15 protein-coding genes are annotated in these 19,333 nt (G+C 37.3%); 5 read left to right on the top strand and 10 right to left on the bottom strand.

Going from position 1 to position 19,333, the window contains the following annotated elements; genetic code table 11:
• Positions 1 to 202: 202 nt before the first annotated feature.
• Both MKY71_RS02320 and MKY71_RS02315 read right to left on the bottom strand, forming a co-directional pair.
• Positions 203 to 1,633 (bottom strand): alanine/glycine:cation symporter family protein, encoded by a 1,431-nt coding sequence (locus tag MKY71_RS02320; RefSeq protein WP_340731457.1) that lies wholly within the window; start codon positions 1,631 to 1,633, stop codon positions 203 to 205.
• A 259-nt stretch (positions 1,634 to 1,892) separates the two neighbouring features.
• The gene (locus tag MKY71_RS02315; protein ID WP_340731456.1) at positions 1,893 to 3,710 is read right to left on the bottom strand and encodes a helix-turn-helix domain-containing protein; all 1,818 of its coding nucleotides are present in this window, start codon (positions 3,708 to 3,710) and stop codon (positions 1,893 to 1,895) included.
• Between the two features lie 143 nt (positions 3,711 to 3,853).
• Between MKY71_RS02315 and MKY71_RS02310 the strand changes: the two genes are divergently transcribed.
• From MKY71_RS02310 to MKY71_RS02295, 4 genes are all read left to right on the top strand, one after another.
• The gene (locus MKY71_RS02310) at positions 3,854 to 4,564 is read left to right on the top strand and encodes a DUF5058 family protein (RefSeq protein WP_340731455.1); all 711 of its coding nucleotides are present in this window, start codon (positions 3,854 to 3,856) and stop codon (positions 4,562 to 4,564) included.
• A 19-nt stretch (positions 4,565 to 4,583) separates the two neighbouring features.
• Positions 4,584 to 5,291 carry a small-conductance mechanosensitive channel gene (locus MKY71_RS02305; protein ID WP_340731454.1) on the top strand — a complete coding sequence of 236 codons (708 nt, stop codon included), beginning with the start codon at positions 4,584 to 4,586 and terminating at the stop codon, positions 5,289 to 5,291.
• Positions 5,288 to 6,478, top strand: coding sequence for an amidohydrolase (locus tag MKY71_RS02300; protein ID WP_340731453.1), 1,191 nt, complete (start codon positions 5,288 to 5,290; stop codon positions 6,476 to 6,478). Before MKY71_RS02305 ends, MKY71_RS02300 begins: the two co-directional genes overlap by 4 nt.
• A gap of 220 nt (positions 6,479 to 6,698) precedes the next feature.
• Positions 6,699 to 7,298, top strand: coding sequence for an SET domain-containing protein (locus MKY71_RS02295; protein ID WP_340731452.1), 600 nt, complete (start codon positions 6,699 to 6,701; stop codon positions 7,296 to 7,298).
• A 75-nt stretch (positions 7,299 to 7,373) separates the two neighbouring features.
• On the opposite strand, the gene MKY71_RS02290 is transcribed toward MKY71_RS02295, so the two are convergent.
• From MKY71_RS02290 to MKY71_RS02275, 4 genes are all read right to left on the bottom strand, one after another.
• A complete protein-coding gene (locus MKY71_RS02290; RefSeq protein ID WP_340733603.1) occupies positions 7,374 to 8,648 on the bottom strand; it encodes a glycosyltransferase family 2 protein in 1,275 nt (424 codons plus the stop codon).
• A gap of 5 nt (positions 8,649 to 8,653) precedes the next feature.
• The gene (locus MKY71_RS02285; RefSeq protein ID WP_340731451.1) at positions 8,654 to 10,387 is read right to left on the bottom strand and encodes a DUF2334 domain-containing protein; all 1,734 of its coding nucleotides are present in this window, start codon (positions 10,385 to 10,387) and stop codon (positions 8,654 to 8,656) included.
• A gap of 285 nt (positions 10,388 to 10,672) precedes the next feature.
• Positions 10,673 to 11,830 (bottom strand): glycoside hydrolase family 113, encoded by a 1,158-nt coding sequence (locus MKY71_RS02280; RefSeq protein WP_340731450.1) that lies wholly within the window; start codon positions 11,828 to 11,830, stop codon positions 10,673 to 10,675.
• A gap of 351 nt (positions 11,831 to 12,181) precedes the next feature.
• A complete protein-coding gene (locus MKY71_RS02275; protein WP_340731449.1) occupies positions 12,182 to 14,371 on the bottom strand; it encodes a DNA topoisomerase III in 2,190 nt (729 codons plus the stop codon).
• Between the two features lie 562 nt (positions 14,372 to 14,933).
• Here MKY71_RS02275 and MKY71_RS02270 point away from each other — a divergent pair.
• Positions 14,934 to 15,134 (top strand): cold-shock protein, encoded by a 201-nt coding sequence (locus MKY71_RS02270; RefSeq protein ID WP_008404655.1) that lies wholly within the window; start codon positions 14,934 to 14,936, stop codon positions 15,132 to 15,134.
• Between the two features lie 137 nt (positions 15,135 to 15,271).
• On the opposite strand, the gene MKY71_RS02265 is transcribed toward MKY71_RS02270, so the two are convergent.
• From MKY71_RS02265 to MKY71_RS02250, 4 genes are all read right to left on the bottom strand, one after another.
• Positions 15,272 to 15,982 carry an ABC transporter permease gene (locus MKY71_RS02265; protein ID WP_340731448.1) on the bottom strand — a complete coding sequence of 237 codons (711 nt, stop codon included), beginning with the start codon at positions 15,980 to 15,982 and terminating at the stop codon, positions 15,272 to 15,274.
• Positions 15,979 to 16,827 carry an ABC transporter ATP-binding protein gene (locus tag MKY71_RS02260; protein WP_340731447.1) on the bottom strand — a complete coding sequence of 283 codons (849 nt, stop codon included), beginning with the start codon at positions 16,825 to 16,827 and terminating at the stop codon, positions 15,979 to 15,981. The genes MKY71_RS02265 and MKY71_RS02260 overlap by 4 nt, the downstream gene beginning before the upstream one ends.
• A 142-nt stretch (positions 16,828 to 16,969) precedes the next feature.
• Positions 16,970 to 17,893 carry a LytTR family transcriptional regulator DNA-binding domain-containing protein gene (locus MKY71_RS02255; protein ID WP_340733602.1) on the bottom strand — a complete coding sequence of 308 codons (924 nt, stop codon included), beginning with the start codon at positions 17,891 to 17,893 and terminating at the stop codon, positions 16,970 to 16,972.
• A gap of 147 nt (positions 17,894 to 18,040) precedes the next feature.
• Positions 18,041 to 19,207: an aminotransferase-like domain-containing protein gene (locus tag MKY71_RS02250; protein ID WP_340731446.1), complete on the bottom strand. Its 1,167-nt coding sequence runs from the start codon at positions 19,205 to 19,207 to the stop codon at positions 18,041 to 18,043.
• Between the last annotated feature and the right edge of the window lie 126 nt (positions 19,208 to 19,333).

Here is a 19,333-nt window from a genome sequence, read left to right as displayed (position 1 = left end):
CCTTTGAATTACATTATGTTTTCAGAAAATAGGACTATAGTTTAAATATGTAAAATCAAAATAGGATACCTATTACATAGTTAGGAGTAGCTGGTTTAAGTTCTTTCCATTCACAAAAAACCACCTAATTCGTTGTATATCAACAATTAGGTGGTTTTCAATATTATACTTATCACCAATAAATGGGGAACACTGCTTTAAATTAATGTTTTCTTTCTACTTCTTCATCTTCTCCCCAACATTCCACTTCACCTATATTAGGTACGTTTTTCTTATAGAATACTGGATTTTTGCCTTGCTTGCGCTGATGTAAATAATCATTAACAACCGGTTTGGCTACTTTCCAAAGTTGAAGAACGGCAATTAAGTTGATGATTGCCATAAAGGCCATAAATAGATCCGCTAAATCCCATACAATTTGTACTTTTGCAATTGAACCAAACATAACGAAAAGTACGACAAATACACGGAATACTAATAAGCCCGTTTTTGACTCTTTAATAAAACTGATATTCGATTCACCATAATAGTAATTGCCGATAACTGTACTAAAGGCAAACATAAATACAATAATTGCTAAGAAGCTTCCTGCCCAATCCCCTAAACTATTAACTAAAGAGGCTTGCGTTAAATTGACTGAAGTTGCGTCCGACTGCAGATATGCATCGCCTAATAATACGATGGCTGCTGTTGCCGTACAAACAACTAATGTATCAATAAATACACCAAGAGCTTGGATCAGCCCTTGCTTAACCGGATGGGAAACATCTGCTGTTGCTGCTGCATTAGGTGCAGACCCGATCCCTGCTTCATTTGAGAATAATCCGCGTTTAATCCCATTCATAATTGCTGCACCAATCATTCCTGCAAAAGCTTCTTCCAATCCAAAGGCAGACTTTATGATAAGGAGAAACACACCCGGAATTTCGGAAATATTGAGGAATACCACAATAAGTGCGATTACAATATACAAAATTGCCATAACAGGAACAACTATTTGAGTAAAACTTACAATTCTCTTCAGTCCTCCAAAAACAATAACCCCTGTTAGGGCAGCCAATATTAAACCTACAACAACACGATTGGCACCAAAGCTCTCTTCAAACGCAATGGAAATCGTATTTGCCTGAACGGAATTAAAAATAAAACCATAAGTAATCGTAATGACAATGGCAAAAAGAATGCCCATCCATCTTTTATTTAAACCTTTTTCCATATAGTAAGCAGGTCCACCGCGAAACAACCCAGTACTTTTATCTTTAACTTTATATACTTGGGCTAACGTACTTTCGATTAGCGCAGATGCCGCACCGATCAGTGCAATCATCCACATCCAAAAAATTGCACCAGGACCGCCAAGAGCGATTGCCGTCGCTACACCCGCTATATTCCCTGTACCGATACGGGAAGCCGCAGATATTGTAAATGCCTGAAATGAAGAGATCCCTTTTTTCCCTGACTTATCTGTTGGTGCCGCTTCTGTTATAAGTTTGAACATTTCTTTAATTAGTCTAAATTGAATAAACTTTGTTTTGAACGTTAAAAATATACCCGTTCCTACTAATAAAACTATTAATACATATGAATATAATAGTGTATTTACTTCTCCCAATATATTGCCGAACCAATCCATTGTTTCACATCCTCTATTTTTTCAACTTATTCTGTTAGTATGTAGATTGTCCTACTCCATCAAATAAAAATTCTCTATCTTCCCGAATATATAGTCACTTCCCTACACTAACCGTTAGCCAACATTGTTTTTTTAATATAACATTACCCCAAAATGCTGACTTGTACTATTTTATACTCCCTTGAATTTTTAGTATACATTTTTATTATGGTGTATGAATTTACCAGTAATACAGTTCTCTTCCCTTGCTCCGCTACATTTACTCTCGTTTTTCTGCAGGTGATAAGTAATTTTCCTTTAAATAGCATGCTAACTGTATTTTCAAAGCGTCCTCCTGTAGCTGCAAAGAGACATTTAACATCTGTTCAATCCGGTTTAAGCGCTGGTACAGTGTGTTCGTATGGATGTGTAAATGCTGGGCTGTTTGCTGAATGGAACGGTTAAACTTAAAATAGGCCAGCAATGTTTCATATAGGTGAGTTTTGTTCGACTGCACTATTAACTCCCCGATTTGTTCATGAATGAAGTTCGCCAAATCCTGTGGCGGGATTTGTAAAACCAGCTGATTGAGCCCGATTTTATCGTAGCTTGTAATTGTCCATTCATCACGAACATGTAAAAAATGCAATGTCTGCAGTGCTTCCTCGAAAAGAGCAGAAACCGTCTGAAGTGTTTTATATTGTTTACTAATTGCACAGCGAAACAGCGGCTTATGCTGTAACTGCCACTTCTTTTGAAGCTTCGAGAATGTTTCGTGTAAAGATGTAAGCATAATTGGTGACGGCACACCAATTAACAGCGTAATTTTGTTTTTTTCATAAAACAGCAGTTTCCGCTCACCTGAAAATTGTTCTTTTAGCATCGTGATGAACTGATGTAAATGCTGATCAATCGATAGCATGTCAGCCTTTTGTTTGAACTCGATAATACATAACCGGTAGTAATCCTGGACGTCCAAATCCAAGTGGTATGCCATAGAGGCAATTGATTTTTGATTCGGTGCATCGATAATTTGATGGAATGTTTCCTGGATTCGTTTGTTATGGAGTTCTTGAACATTTTTATTGCGTAAAATTTGCAGCGTTAATATATTGGCCCCCTGCTCCAGTGTTTGCTGATCTTTGTAGGAAATGATGGCTTTCTGTTCGATAATCATGCTCCCTAAACAAATATCCAAATTATAGAGCGGATAAACAATAAAGCTTCGGTCATTTTTAAGCCGGTATTCAAATGGATTCATTTTAAAGAGTAATTGTTTTTTTATTTTTGTTTTTGTGTGATGGGGAATTGACAGATTGTCTTCAAAAAACACATCATCATATGCGTCAAAAAAACCAATTGGTAATTGTGTTAAGATTTGCAGTTCATTTAAAATGACGGATATGGATTCATTTTGCAAAAGCAATTGATTTAATCTCGCATGCACATCATAGCGTTGTTTAAGAAGGGTATGCTTTGTCTCTAATGCCAGAGACAGTTCGTGCGCTTCTTTTACCTTTTCAAGCATCTGTTCATAATATTGGGCTTTTTGAATTGCTACCCCTACCTGATCGGCAAAGGCTTGAAAAAATAATAGATCTTCTTGTGTGAGGTCTCTTTTCTTTTGGAGTTGGTGAAGAATCATGATGCCAATCGGTTTAGTATCAACAGTTATCGGTACACAAAGCGCTGCCTGCGGGACATGTGCACTCTTTAAAATTGTCCGTAAGTTATGGGGGCTTACATTTTGATGGTACATAGCAGCCATAATTTCATCGTAACTGTTAAAGAACTCACCGATTCCTGTCGCAAATACACGACCAGTGATGGCCTCATTTGGCTTCGTTTGAAATTGCTCAATTAGTGGAGGAAAATGAATATAGGTTTTAGGGATAAGGCATTGTTTTTGCTCATCGAAAAGCATTAAATAACCTGCGTCTGCTTCAGGAATAACGTCCAGCGCATGCCGCATGATCGTATGTAATACTTCATCAATATGGAGTTTGGAGGTAATTGTCCGGATACTTTCCACGAGGATAGATAACTGTTTATTCGATAGTGTTAATTGACGTAGAATTGCTTCTTGTCCATCTGACATAGACATTCCCCTCTCTCTTAAATATATAGGATATTCCATAATTTTATTTATAAATATAGAGGATTACCCATTGTTTCGCAATAAGAAAACAAAGTATAGTGTAAAAAAACTGAATTGTCCGTCAATTCAAAGGAGGGGTCTCTTTGAAGTTAGCATCAGAAATTATGGATCATCCGGTATTATGGGTTTTGTCATTTGTCGTCGTGCTTATCGTGATTTTCCAAGCTATTGTCTTTATACGTATTTCAAAAAAAGTTGCACCGGAAGTCGGTTTAACGAACAAGGAAGTCACTTCTATTATCCGAACAGGTGCAATCAGTTCTCTCGGTCCGTCTTTTGCCATTATCATCGTTGCCATTTCTTTAATCACGTTAATTGGTGAACCAACAACAATGATGCGAATCGGTATTGTCGGATCTGCACCAATCGAAACAGTAGGAGCAAGTCTTGGGGCCGAAGCGGCTGGTGAACAGTTGAGTGACAAAAACTTCTCGGCACAGGCATTTACAGCAGCAGCGTGGACAATGTGCTTAGGTGGCATGGGCTGGTTGCTTGTAACAGCTTTATTCACGAAATCACTCGGCCGTCTTCAAACTAAGTTAACAAGTGGTGGCGGTAGTCGCGCAAAGTGGTTGAGTGTCGTTTCGACTGCAGCAATGATTGGTGCTTTCGGCTATTTTGGTGGAGGCCAGATCGCAAAAGGCATGAATGAAACGATTATTTTTTTAGTCGCTTTACTTGTCATGCCGGCTATTATGTGGGCAGCACAACGCTTCAACCAAAATTGGCTCCGTGAGTGGTCGCTGGGATTAGTAATTTTAGTCGGTATGAGCGTCGGATATTTCTTAATTTAATAGAAGGAGGAAGAATAATATGGTCGTTTTAGAGCGTCACACAACAGTTGCTTCACCTGCAAAAAGCGAGGAAAACTTTGCAGCGTTTCATAGTCAAGCGCATTTCTGGGGACGTCTTACTATTTGGGGTGTCATCATTTGTACGATTGCCTTTCCCCTCTATTTATCGTTTGGTCTAGGGTATCATCCAGGCTGGTCTGTTATCTTAACAGGTTTTTTAAGTTACGGGGCCGTTGTAGCAATCATTTGGTTTGTCGAGCCAATTAGCTATTACCCTATTTTAGGTGTATCGGGTACGTATTTGGCCTTTCTGACAGGTAATATCGGGAATATGTGCTTACCTAGCGCATCTATTGCACAATCCATCGTAAAAGCAGAGCCAGGAACACGCAAAGGTGAAGTGACAGCGACATTAGCAATTTCTGCTGCTTCGATTGTGAATACGACAATGCTAATAGTTGTAATTTTAGGTGGTTCTTATTTAATTAATGCGTTGCCAGAGTCAATCCGCGCAAGCTTCAGTTTTGTATTGCCTGCTATTTTTGGAGGCGTACTCGCACAGTTTGCCCTTAAAAAGCCTGTTTGGGGGATCGGTGCAATCGCATTAGGTATATTTGCGGCACTTGGTCCTGTTCCGCCGTCATTCCAAACATTTATTTGTATTGCAGGAACAGTCATCTTTGCAGTAATTCTTGAAAAAATGAAAGCGAGTGAACAAGCATCATGACAATTAAACAACAGTTAATGGACAAGTTAGCAGCTCGAAACGATGAGATGATCGCAATTCGCCGTCATCTGCATGAAAATCCAGAACTCTCATTTGAGGAAGTGCAAACAGCCCAGTATATTGCGGATTTCTATGAAAATAAAGACGTAACGATTCATCGTAACGTCGGAAATGGCTATGGAATCATTGTAGAAATACAAGGCAGCCATCCGGGCCCTGTCATTGGAATACGTGCAGATTTCGATGCCTTGCCGATCGAAGAAGAAACAGATGTCCCGTTTAAATCGAAAAATCCTGGTGTCATGCATGCTTGCGGCCATGACGGTCATACGGCGTATTTGCTTGTTTTGGCGGACAGCCTTATTCAATTAAAGGATGAACTGCACGGTACGGTAAAAATTATTCATCAGCATGCAGAGGAAAAACCCCCTGGTGGTGCGAAAAGTATGATGGACTCCGGCTTGCTCGATGATTGCGAAATTATTGTCGGAGCACATTTATTCCCAACATTTAAAGTTGGACATATCGGCTATCGTGCTGGCGCTGCTATGGCCGGTCGCTCATTTTTCAAACTGATCGTCCATGGTACAGGAGGGCATGGTTCGTCCCCTCACCTGGCAAATGATGCGATTGTTGCAGCCTCTAATTTTGTCACGACCGTACAGACGGTTATTAGCAGAAGGTTAAACCCGTATGATATGGGAGTCGTTACAATCGGTTCCTTTGACGGGAAAGGCACGTTTAATGTTATTAAAGATGCGGTAACACTTGAAGGTGATGTCCGATATATGAGCGATACAGTTCACGCTACGATTGAACAGGAAATCAAACGGTTAGTACATGGTTTGGAAGTTCAGTTTGGTGTTACTTGTACACTCACTTACGAAAAGGATTACCCCCCATTAGTAAACGATGAAGACTTAACAAACTTTGTTGTCGAAACATTGGAAGCATCGGAACAGGAAGAAATCATCGCCATTGAAGAAGCGCCCTTATTTTCCGGTTCCGAGGACTTTGCTTACTATGCACTTGCAAAGCCTTCCACTTTTTATTATATTGGCTGTCAACCGACGTATATAGATGTCCCTTATATGAATCATCACCCTAAGTTTGATATTGATGAACGAGCATTATTAGTTGCAGCAAAAGCTGGTGCTGAAGTCGTTGCTAAATATTGCTTAAAATAAATCGTAGAAATGCCGTTTTTCTCTTCAGGAGGAAAATGGCTTTTTTTTAATTAAAGTAAATTTCTAACTAGTTAGTTCTACATAGCTATAAATAAGACGAAAGCCTATTCCAACTAGAAAGCAATGCCATAACATATTAAAACAATCTGATTTCAGGGAAATAACATATCCCCCACTCAATATGCCAATGAATGGGTTTACTTATAAGGAGGAATTACTAATGATGCACCCGGATACTGAAATTCAATTCGTCAGTGAGCAGGTAGGCGTCGGTGTCTTTGCAACAAAATTAATCCCAAAAGGAACGATTGTCTGGATTAAAGATGACCTTGACCTCATGTTGACAGAGGAGTTTATCGAAAGCCTCGGTGATCTACAAAAAGCGGATATCTACAAATATGCCTATGTAGAATCTGACGGCATCTATGTCCTTCATTGGGACCACGCAAAATATATGAATCACAGTTTCAATCCAAATTGTGTCGATACAGCTTATAATTTTCAATTGGCTGCCAAAGACATCCTGCCTGGTGAGCAAATAACATGTGATTACGGAGCTTTGGGTCTTATTGAAGAATTTGAGTGCATCCCCGAGGAAGGCACAACAAGAACAAAAGTAACGGCAAATGACTATTTAATCTACTATAAAGATTGGGATGCGATCGCAAGGGAAACATTCAAATATTTTCATGCAGTAGAGCAGCCGTTAAAGTATTTAATCGCCAACGAATATGTTGATAAAGTGAATGCTGTTGCAAATGGAGAGACCCCAATGGATTCCATTCTTACGCTTTTTATTGATAAAATCGAAAGAATGTAAGCCCCTTTAAACACGAAAACCGCACTTGTATAAAGTACGGTTTTCGTAAAATAAGTAGCCTACTTCTCCTATTCACTAAGCGGAATTTCCTTTTTCTTCTGGTTGTTTGAATCGCTGCGTTTTATACCATTTTACCTCCTGTTTTAGTAATATCCGTTTGGTTTCAAGTAATACGGCTTGAACAACAAGCAATATCCATAATTGGGAGTATGTGAAATACATTAGTAATACAATAAGGAAATTTTTGGTGGTATATTGTTTCTTCTCCATGCTCAACGCCAAGCAAACTTCTGTTACAAATAGTAGAAAGCCCGTTATTAATAATGCATATGAAACTATCCCAATGGACAGCTTCAAATCATATATAAGATTTACGACAAAAATAATGTGAGAAATCATAGCCCCGCTGAAAAACAAAAAATAAGTAAACAAGAAATAAAAGATATCAATAACAACTTTTTTATTCTTTAATTTATGAATTTGAAAAAGATACTTTAAAATAACATATAAATTTCCCCTCGCCCATCTTGTCCGTTGTCGCCACCATACACGGATTTTTTCCGGTTCTTGTTCCCAAGTAACGGCTTCTGGAAAGAAACGAATATAATAACCGAGGTTATAAACTCTAATACTCAGTTCTGTGTCTTCTGATAAGGCATTTTCATCCCACCCTCCCAGCTCCTCCAATATGAATCGGCGTATCGCAAAATTCGTGCCGGGAATAGTTGTCATTTTGAACCAAAACCATCTGCCTGCTTGAGCTAACCATTGAAATGTTAAAGTTTCTATATTTATTAGTCTTGTTAAAAGATTTTTATTTGCATTTATTACGCGGAACTTTCCTACTATAGCACCTGCTTTTTCATCTTTTAACAACCCTAATGCCAAATTAAGTATAGCATCCGGTTCAGGTGTATTATCGGCATCATATACAACAATAATGTCTCCAGTCGAGTATTTAAATCCTTGATTTAATGCACCAGATTTACCTTTACCGGCATATGGAGGAATTGTATGGACAGCTCGGATATAAGAAAATTCCTTTTCATACCGGTCAATAATGGCACCAGTTTGGTCAGTAGAATTATCGTTAATAATAATTACTTCTAGTTTTTCTTTTGGATAGTTAATCTTCAGCATCGATTGAATAGTATCTTCTATAACGATTTCTTCATTGTGAGCGGGAATGAGAATACTAACCTTAGGATAAGCTTTTTTAGAAACCTTAAGCGTCCTTTTAAACTCCCTATATTTTAATGAGTGTAAATATCCTCCTAACATCAAGAAAGCATGATAAATCAGCATAATCCAAATCAAAAAAATAGAAATATAAAGAAAGAAATCCGCTATTTTGGTCACCCTTCTATTTGTTTATTTTTCTTTATAAAGTGGAAAGTAAACATAATAAACATACACACTGCAATACTGCCGATACCGACTAAAATCCATGCTACCAAACTAACTATTTGACCAATATAATAAATAAGTGCATCCCATGAAGAATAGATAATTTTATAACGATTAACATCTGTAATTATTTCACCATTTTCTGTATGAATCGAAACGTTTTTTCCATTTACCCATACATTTGTTTTCTTCAAATCAATCCAAGAAACATTTGTTAATTGATCTAACTCATTCAGTAATTCCTTAAACTTCTCTGAACCTAAATAAGGATGATAGAAAGCCGATAATATCCCATCACGAGCCACTCTAATTCTTTCTCTTTTACCCATCAAATTCTGTATAGCATTCTCATCATCAGGATCGATATAACCCATCGTTTCCGGAAGTAAATTCATCCCATGCAAAAATGATGGAGAGGTAATGTAGGGGGCATCACTCATTATTTCCCAATCTTTATCACTTATTTGTACCTGACCCACATACGTGGAAAAATACCCCGATAATATTTCGTAACCATATTGGGACATAGTGTAATGCGGAGCTTCAAATGCCAAAGGGTATAATCCGTATTTCGCAAGTTCATCAATCCCCTTGTTTATTTTTGTTTCTGTATATTCTCTTTCATATACTTTTAATTCATTTATATAAGCTATATATTCATCTCGTGTAGAGAAATCCTCTAATTCTTTTAGCTTAAATTTCTCATGTTCGGGGAAATAAATCGGTGAGTTATTCTCGACATCCCAAAATTCAAACCCTTCACCGGTCTCAGATGCCCTATACTGATGAGTATATCCATGTAATATAATACTGCCGCCATCTTTTTGGATTTGCTTTAAAACTTTTAACAGTTCTGGAGAATCTGCAAAAGTAGTTCTCTTTCCAGTAATCGGATTTATATAAATCGGTATTACTGCAACCATATAAGGTATATTTTTTTCTTTAAGCATAAGGGCGATTTCTTTCAGCGGCTTGGGATCCGTTAATGGATGAACATCTTCCAATCTGATATATCCAGGATAAATCTCGTCATGTTCAATGTTAAAAACGTCATGGAGCGATTCAGCAAAAAGCGTAGCGCGACTCGAATCAATATTATCAAATCCATAATAATAGCTTTCTCTTTTTCCCACCATTATGGGGTAACTTCTTTCTTCGCCTCTCATGCTTCCATTAATAAGAACTTCTGTCCCATCACTTACCTCTATCTCGACGGCATTTATTTCTGGAATATCTAAGGTTTTATCAGTAGTTTTCTTTTGAAGTTGGTTGATAGTAACTTCATTTAATGGTTTAACAAATGCAAATCTACTTCCTAATTGCTCAGAGTTATAACCAATCGCCAAGATTGTCCCTTCATATTCTTCCATCATCTTTGTCAATTCAGCAGGCAAAAGTTTTGCAGTTTGGCCAAAATAGACTAAATGGGTTGTTGTTGTTAAATCACTTTTTTTTACATTATCGCTATTCATAAATTGGATATCTGATGTAAAATGACTAATTAATAAATCTAGATACCGTTGCTCATGGTTCAATTCACCATCTTTTGTTGTATATATAACCAATACTTTAGGCTCTTCAATTTCTTTAGCAGCCAATACTGAAGGATTTTGCAATATTGTGAAGAAACATATCAAAATAATATAAACCCATATTTCATTCCTCTTTAATTTTTTTTTCATAATTTAAGCATATTCCCCTTTTTTTGCTTTGCTAATGGAATTCATTTAAATTCCTAGTTACCAGTTGTTAAAGTAGAAAAGTCTCAAATGAATTCGTTAGCAATACATTAGTCTTGCATTAAAAGTACTATATGAAATCCAAAAAATAAAAACGCTCAAAATTGAATTTTAAAAACAGGCTAAAACCTATTCAGTATCGGTTTTAGCCTGTTTTATTAATTTGTAAAAAGGATTTCCTTCTGCATTTTGTTTACTACTAAAAAACAAACTCTTCATAATAAACTATCAATAAGGGGTTTGAAGTAAGTGCTTTTTAAGAACCTCTTCCGCAGGTAATTCCAAGGGTGAGTAGGTTATATCATTGGAACGGTCGCCAAGTATAACTGCCCACCAATAGATACCTTCAGTTTTGGGTTTCCATATGTTAAAAGTTGCTTCGTAATAATTTGATTGAGCTTGAGAATCAAACGTACCATCAGGAAAACTCCAAGCGTAAGGTGTTCGATATGCACCGGCAATAGGTAGTATTCCTGCTTCCGTTACAATAAGTGAGTATTGCCATAACGCAGATTCTAACTGCATCATTTGATTCCTCCACTCTTCCTCCAGCATCTTTACTGTTGCACCATTTGGTAAATCTAACGGAAAATAAGCATCAATACCAACGTAATCGAGTAACTTAACGAATTCAATAGAAGGAATTTCCGAAACAGTATCATAGTTAAAGGAATACAATAACCTTCCTTTATAAACTTGACGTACACTCTCTATAAGTTCTTTCCATTTATCCTGAAAATTGCTTTGCATTGAATTCAACTCAGTACCAATATTTAATGATTTAGCATTGGTGGATTCAGCTAATTTTGCGTATGTTAGGATAAATGCATGGTAACTTTCAAACCAAGAATCCGGGTCTGTAGGTTTTATCTGCCCTCTCCACATATTGGAGGATGAAAACACCTGTTCATCCATAATAGGTTTAATCATAACGCTTAGTTCAGTAGAATGAGCAATTTCTATAATTTTTTGAAGCTCTGTAATTGTCGGTGTATCTTCTGGACTAGTACTCACTTCATTGGCCTGCCAGTTAGATTGATAAAAAGGAAAATTTAATGCCACACTGTTAATTCCTATATTTCTTAGATGATTAAACACATTCCTAACTTCTTCCATATCAGGGTGACCATAAATCTGTATATTCATACCCCCTTGAAAATCATCACTCCTGTATTTTAATAGAGGCCGTTTATTAGTTTCAGTAGAATCTATAAAGGGGGGGTAACTTTCCATTTTTAATTGCTCCTCTACTTTTGTTTGCTCATCTATAAATTGCTTTGAACCTTCATCCTCTTTCACTACTTTTTCCTTTCCTAAGAAAAACACCAGTATCAAAAGTAATGGAGTAATTACCGTTCCAACAATTAACTTCTTTTTTAATATCACATAACACCTCATACATATTAGATAGAACTTAGCTAACTTCTTCCCAGTTTATACAGATTTACCTAAAATTATTACAATAATTATAAGTTACATAAAATATTATTAGTTTTACTCTATGCTTACCTAATATGGGATCAACCAGCTTTATTTTCAAAGTTACTATACACATCCTCTCCATAAATTAAATAAAAATAAGTGTTACACATAACTTAAAAAAGCCATTTTTCTCTTGGAGAAAAATGGCTTTTTTGAATTCAATATTTGTTTATTAAAATAATTTTACTTCTTAATCAATAGTAATTCACTTAATGTCTTAAACACTTTCAACTTTAGATTTAATCTGTGAATTGATTAATCATCAAACTTCATGCCTTTTAATAAATCCGCAAATGCGTTATTAATTGGCTCGGCTTCTTTTTCTTGCTGCTTCAAATATTTTTGAACACTGCGTTTATCGACTTTACCGCCGCCTTCTTTTTTACGGCGCGCTTCAAATGCGGACAGTTTTTCGCGGTAACCGCATTTACATACGAAAATCTGGCCATCACCTTGTCCGTGCAGTTCCAGCTTTTTCTTACATTGCGGGCAGCGTGCATTCGTTACGCGTGATACGTTTTTGCGATGGCCACATTCACGGTCCTGACATACGAGCATTTTGCCTTTTTTCCCGTTTACTTCAAGCATCGGCTTTCCGCAATCAGGACAGGTCTTCGTTGAAATATTATCGTGCTTGAATTTTTTATCGCTGTTTTTAATATCGGCAACGATTGCTTTTGTATGCTGTTTCATTTCATTAATGAAGACATCTTTTTTCAGCTTGCCTTTAGCAATTTGCTCAAGCTTTTGTTCCCACTGCGCTGTCGTTTCCGGTGATTTCAGTTCATTCGGCACTAAATCCAATAGCTGGCGCCCTTTTGATGTAATATGAATGTCTTTTCCGCGCTTTTCGATAAGGAATGAATTGAACAATTTATCGATAATATCTGCACGTGTCGCAACCGTCCCTAAACCGCCAGTCGATTTTAATGTATCAGCAAGCGCTTTATTTTGCGTGTTCATATATTTCGCCGGATTTTCCATCGCTGTCAGTATCGTCGCTTCTGTAAAGCGTGCTGGCGGTTTTGTTTGCCCTGAAGTTTGGGCAAGTAATGACACGTTCAGCACTTGTCCTTTTTCAAGACGCGGCAACAGCTGTTCTTTTACATCCTCTGAAATTTCCTCGTCATCAAAACGGTTTGAATACACTTCTTTCCACCCTGCAGTAATGACCGTTTTACCGCGTGCGATGAACTTCTCTTTCCCGATTTCAGCTTGAACCGTTAACTGCTCATACTCATGGGCAGGGAAAAGTACCGCAAGGAAACGCTTTACGACTAAATCGTAAATTTTGCGCTCTTTATCACTGAAGTTTGCAAAGTTTACATATTCTTCAGTCGGGATAATGGCATGGTGATCAGATACTTTACTGTCATCAACAAACGATTTGTTTGCTTTGATCGGCTTTGTTAGTACTTTGTTTGCTAAAGTACGATATTCCCCTACAGCACATGCTTTGAGACGTTCAGGTAATGTGCTGACAATATCAGATGATAAATAACGTGAATCTGTACGCGGGTATGTGAGCACTTTATGTGATTCATAAAGCTTTTGCATAATATTCAGCGTTTCTTTTGCCGAATAGCCGAATAGCTTGTTGGCATCACGTTGCAATTCAGTTAAATCATAGAGCCCTGGTGAAAACGACTTTTTCGGTTTACGTTCAATATCGACGACTTTCGCATTTTGCTTATCCAATGTATTGACGATTTTATCGATCTTTTCTTTATCGAAACTGCGCGAATTGCCGTTCTGGTCTTGCCAAGTTAATTTCAGCTCTTTCGTTTGGGCTTCAATGCCATAATACGTTTGAGGTTTAAAGTGCTTAATTTCATCTTCGCGGGCCGCGACCATTGCGACAACCGGCGTCTGTACTCGGCCAGTATTAAGCTGTGCATTGAACTTCGTCGATAATGCGCGACTTGCGTTCAGCCCGATATACCAGTCGGCTTCACTTCGGGCAACCGCTGCATAATACAGGTTTTCATATGCTTTTCCTGGCTTCAAATTCGCAAAGCCTTCTTTAATTGCTTTATCGGTAACAGATGATATCCATAAACGTTTAACGGGTTTATTTACTTTTGCACGTTCAATGATCCAGCGTGCAACCAATTCCCCTTCACGCCCTGCATCTGTTGCAATAATGATTTCTTTGACATCATTACGTGTAAGCTGTGATTTTACAGCATTATACTGTTTGCTCGTCTGCTTAATTGTTGTTAACTTCAGACGCTCCGGCAGCATCGGTAAATCAGCTAAATCCCATTTTTTATATTTCTCGTCATAGCTCTCCGGATCTGCCAGCGTTACTAAATGCCCTAGCGCCCATGTGACGATATATTTGTCTCCTTCTAAAAATCCATTACCTTTTTTATGACACTTCAGCACATTCGCAATATCGCGTGCTACTGAAGGTTTCTCTGCTAATACTAAGCTTTTAACCATTGTAAACAATCCTTTCGTAACTCTTTGAACCAACTATACCATACATCAATCGTACCTAGATGTATTTGAAATACGACCGTATTTCATAATTCATAATAAGTTGTCACAAAAATTTTTTATAAGAATACAATATGATGTTTAACTTTTGAAAGCTCGGGTATATTAATATTAGACAACAAAATTATTCAAATAAAACATAAAAATTGTTTGCGGTTAGTTGATTGTGAATATGTTTTTTGAAAATAAGGTTAAAAAATTATTCTTATACATAAATTTTTACTTATTCTTCCGTTAATTCACTAGTAAAGTACTATTAACTCGATGTATTCACCTCATACTTTCCCTTCATTTGTACGAAAAATCAAAATTTTCCTCTTCATTTCGAATATTTTTAGTAGACATTTGGATAATGTTGTTATACAATAAACTTAATTAAATTGCTTAAGCTGTTTACGATCAATTCACATATTAAAAAAGTGAACGTGTACGCTCCCTTTTTTAATGTGTGAATTTTTTATACATTTAGCAATTCAATTAATTAATTTTTTGGAGGTTTTCTCTCATGCAACAAGGTACAGTAAAATGGTTTAACTCAGAAAAAGGTTTCGGTTTCATCGAAGTTGAAGGCGGTAACGATGTATTCGTACACTTCTCAGCTATCCAAGGCGAAGGTTTCAAAACTTTAGACGAAGGTCAAAAAGTTGAATTCGACGTTGAAGAAGGCAACCGTGGCCCACAAGCTACTAACGTTACAAAACTTTAATTCTTAGGAATTAAGTTCACATAGTTAGTTGCAAGAAGCATACTCTATTGGGTATGCTTCTTTTTATAGTTTCATATTGGTTAAAAAAACAGCTGTGCCAAAGTTTTACCTTGGTACAGCTGTTTCTATTTACAAGTCTACTCATCTTTCGTACGTTTCTTAAATAATATAATCGATATGATGACAGCTGCCACTGTCCACATTGTGATGATGCTAAATGCACCGATTAACTCTGAGAGGCCTTTCCCCGCCTGTGATAGTTCTGCTATTCGCAGCAACTGTGTGCTCGGCAACCACTCTACCACTTTTACGAGTATATTGCTTTCTACTAAATGAATTGCTAATGGGCCAAATGTAAAGATCACCATAACCGGTAACACCGCTAACGAAGCTTCCATAATCGATTTTGTAAATAAACCGCAAATTGTTCCTAATGCTAAATAAAAAATGGCTGAAATCATTAATGCAATTGAAATTGTGATCATATCATTCGGTGTGTATCCAACTAAATAAGAAGAGACGGCCAAAATAACCGCTGTCGTTAAAAATACGAGCAAGCTTTTTCCTAAAAGTATATCAACTGTTGATGCTGGAGACATCATAAGACCGCGCAAAGTATTCCGCTCTTTTTCTTCAGCAATCAGGCACGCCTGGATATAGGCCGTTACCATTGAAAATGTCATATTGATCGGAAAGAAGTACATATCCATTGAAGCTGTATCGATTCGTCCATAAAATAACGCCAAAACCATCGGCATAAAGACAACGGATGATACCGCATAATTACGTGAAAACTCTTTATAATCTTTCACAAAAATGGCTTGAATTCGTTTCATTGACATGTTCATTTTAAATCACTCCCTGTTAGTTGTACGAAAATATCCCCTAATGTCGGTTCGTTGGAATACATACGCGATACGCGTGCGGCTTTCATCCACTCCATTACTTGCAGTGCCCCCTGCTCCCCATTACGGACAACATGCTCTTCCCCATTCTCTAGTTCCACTGTAAAGGACTGGTCACTATATTTTTTCTTCAGTGCAGCCGGTGAATCTATTTCCCGGATTTCCCCTTTGTGCAAAAATGCTATCCGGTCACATAGCTGCTCAGCCTCCGCCATATTATGCGTTGTTAAAAAGATCGTCGTTCCTAATTCATTTAGCTGGCGCAACCCGTTATAAATATGTTGGGCATTTACCGGATCCAAGGCGGAAGTAGGTTCATCCAAAAAGAGCAGCGGCGGCTTGTGCATAATCGTACGTGCTAAAATAACACGCTGCATCATCCCTTTTGAAAGCTGGTTAACCTTCTTTTTGCGATCCTTCTGTAAGTTAACGAACATGAGCGCTTCTTCTATCGCACGTTCAGGCAAATTATATAGACGACAGTAAAGCAATAGGTTTTCTTCTATAGAAAGACGTTGATATAGCCCGCTGTTGTCCGTCAAAATACCAAACTTCTTTTTCTGTTGGACATTATTCATTTCACTTGCCGGTTTATCAAAAACAAATGCTTGCCCTGTTGTCTGTGTTAATTGAGCTGTTAAAATTTTTATTGTTGTCGTTTTTCCGGAACCGCTTGGACCAAGGAATCCGAAAATCTCTCCTTTTTTAATGGAAAAGGAAACATTCTTTAATGCTTCTTCTTTCCCAAACTTCATTTGCAAATTTTGTACTTCAATAATGTTTACCATCATTTGTTCCTCCCTCGTTTGTTGTTACCTTTAATTTAAAGAAAAACAGGAAGGACGGCATTATTTCGACGGTGAATTGTCGCAAATTGATGGTGTTTGGTGTTATAGATCGATGAATTGTACGCGCTATTTCCCAGGAAATCTATATTCCGACAATTTCTTTTAACTCCGTAAGTTTTGTGCGTGATAATGGTACTTCCGATTTGTTTGTACCTTGAAGAGATAAGCTGTAACTATTGCGAGTCCACGTTATTATTTCCCTTACTTTTTGCAAATTGACGATATAAGAACGATGGCAGCGGAAAAATCCGAAATGATGTAACCGCTTTTCAAGTTCACTCAAAGTTAGTGTGCACGGGTATCCTTCTCCGGCAACATAAACAAATACTTCCCCCTCGACACTTTCGATATAATCGATTTCCGGCGGATTAAATAAGATGATTTTTTCATTTTTCTTTGTAGGGATCTTTTCGATTTTAAGCTGAACAGGTTCTGTAGCTGCTTGTTCTGTTTGCTCTTCTTTCACATCAAGCGGATGTAGCCCTTCTTGATCCAGTCTGAAGATTTCCCCTTCTAAATGGATTAAGTGCTCTAAGTTATTCGAAAGTAATATCGTTTTCTTTCCCGAATGCTGTAATTTTGAAATTAAATGCAAAATGACTTTACGCTCGTCTTGCTGTAAATTTTGGAACGGTTCGATCAAAGCTATTACATCATGTTGCTGTATGTATACTCTTAAAAATCCTAATAAACGGCGTTCGCTTAATGTTAACTTATCCACACGTACTTTTTTCAGTTGTTCTAAACCGAATTCCCGGATGAGTGATTCCACTGAATCGCCTCGATTATGTAAATTCAAATAAAATCGAAACGTTTCTTCTACAGTTAACCTCTCATAATGTCCAGTTTCCTGCTGATGTATATAAATTTCTGATGTTGATGATAATTGTTTGATGATGTAATTAATTTTTGTCACATCTGTATATAGATTGATTGACGGTGATTGTACTTCTACTTCAAATGCAGGTAAAAGTATATCGCCAAATTCGGTAATCGATTCAAACATAATTTTCAAATTAGTGCACCCCTTCATATCACGTTTTGACAATTAATATTATTATACTATTATTTCCCATTTGTTCTTCTGTGAATTTCTAAATAAAAGAAAGCTATCACTCGGATTCCTCCAAGCAATAGCTTCCCTAAATATACATTATAAAATTTCCGCTAAACGTTTAATGCCCTCTTCGATAATTTCAGGTGTTGCATTTGTATAGTTCAGGCGTAGTGTATTTACCGATTCTCTGTCGGTATAAAATGGATTTCCCGGTACGAATGCTACTTTTTTCTCCATTGCTTCCGCAAATTTTTCAAGTGCATTTACACCTGCCGGAAGTGTAACCCATACAAACATACCGCCTTCAGGTTTCGTGTAGTTCACATATGGCGGGAAGTACTTTTCCATAGCAGCAAGCATTGTGTCCGCTTGTGTTTTGTAGAGCGCAATAATTTTTTCAACATGTGCTTCATACTCATTAGTCGTTAAATACTGATGCAAAATGTATTGTCCGAAAATGTTTGTATGCAAATCCGTCGCCTGCTTCGCTGTTTCGACATGATCCAGTAGTTCTTTGTTTTTCGTCAAAATATAGCCTAGGCGCATCCCCGGTGTAACCGTTTTTGAGAACGAACCTAATACGACACTGTTTGTCATTTTTCCTGCTGCGATATACGGCAAGTGCTCCCCAGTGAAACGAAGCTCACCGTACGGATCATCCTCGATAAAAATGATATCTTGATCTTTTACCGCTTCAAAAACTTCTTCACGGCGCTCTTTCGTATACGTTAACCCGGTAGGATTTTGGAAGTTCGGAACAGTATAGACCATTTTCACATTTGGCTGTTTTAGCGCATCCTTCAACTGTTCTACATTCATACCTTCTGTTTCAAGTGTTACACCGTAAAAACTTGGTTCACGTAATGTAAATGCTTGGATGGCTCCTAAATAGCCGGGCTCCTCGATGACAACCCCGTCCCCTTTGTTTAGCAGAACTTTGGAAATAAGTTCCAACGCCTGCTGGGATCCAGTCGTTATAAGTACATCATCTGCTGTATAGTTTAAATTCAATTGTTTGTTATTATATTTCTCTGCAATATACTGACGTAGCGGCAAATAGCCTTGTGTCGTAGAATATTGAAATACCTTTGCACCATTTGCGTCGATCGCATCATTTACCGACTGCTTTAACTCATCAATTGGAAATGAGATTGGATTTGGCAAGCCTCCCGCAAATGAAATGACGTCGTGTGCATCCGTTACTTTTAAAATATTTCGGATGAATGATGACGGTGTTTTTAAAATACTATCAGAATATTGCATAGTGAACTCTCTTCCTTTTTGTAATTTTCAAAATTTTATCACTTTCTTTCTGAATAAACAATAAGCATGTACCTTTTAAGAAGATACATGCTTATTGTTAGTAAGTTTCTGACATGAAGCTGTCAA

It is taken from the genome of Solibacillus sp. FSL W7-1324 (genome assembly GCF_038008025.1).
Taxonomy (GTDB): Bacteria; Bacillota; Bacilli; order Bacillales_A; family Planococcaceae; genus Solibacillus.
This window is presented reverse-complemented; position numbering and strand designations above follow the sequence as displayed.

Excerpts from the sequence above, each read along its gene's own strand:
- MKY71_RS02320 (WP_340731457.1), bottom strand. The coding sequence starts at position 1,633 with ATGGATTGGTTCGGCAATATATTGGGAGAAGTAAATACACTATTATAT.
- MKY71_RS02315 (WP_340731456.1), bottom strand. The coding sequence starts at position 3,710 with ATGTCAGATGGACAAGAAGCAATTCTACGTCAATTAACACTATCGAAT.
- MKY71_RS02305 (WP_340731454.1), top strand. The coding sequence starts at position 4,584 with ATGGTCGTTTTAGAGCGTCACACAACAGTTGCTTCACCTGCAAAAAGC.
- MKY71_RS02300 (WP_340731453.1), top strand. The coding sequence starts at position 5,288 with ATGACAATTAAACAACAGTTAATGGACAAGTTAGCAGCTCGAAACGAT.
- MKY71_RS02295 (WP_340731452.1), top strand. The coding sequence starts at position 6,699 with ATGATGCACCCGGATACTGAAATTCAATTCGTCAGTGAGCAGGTAGGC.
- MKY71_RS02285 (WP_340731451.1), bottom strand. The coding sequence starts at position 10,387 with ATGAAAAAAAAATTAAAGAGGAATGAAATATGGGTTTATATTATTTTG.
- MKY71_RS02275 (WP_340731449.1), bottom strand. The coding sequence starts at position 14,371 with ATGGTTAAAAGCTTAGTATTAGCAGAGAAACCTTCAGTAGCACGCGAT.
- MKY71_RS02270 (WP_008404655.1), top strand. The coding sequence starts at position 14,934 with ATGCAACAAGGTACAGTAAAATGGTTTAACTCAGAAAAAGGTTTCGGT.
- MKY71_RS02265 (WP_340731448.1), bottom strand. The coding sequence starts at position 15,982 with ATGAACATGTCAATGAAACGAATTCAAGCCATTTTTGTGAAAGATTAT.
- MKY71_RS02260 (WP_340731447.1), bottom strand. The coding sequence starts at position 16,827 with ATGGTAAACATTATTGAAGTACAAAATTTGCAAATGAAGTTTGGGAAA.
- MKY71_RS02255 (WP_340733602.1), bottom strand. The coding sequence starts at position 17,893 with ATGTTTGAATCGATTACCGAATTTGGCGATATACTTTTACCTGCATTT.
- MKY71_RS02250 (WP_340731446.1), bottom strand. The coding sequence starts at position 19,207 with ATGCAATATTCTGATAGTATTTTAAAAACACCGTCATCATTCATCCGA.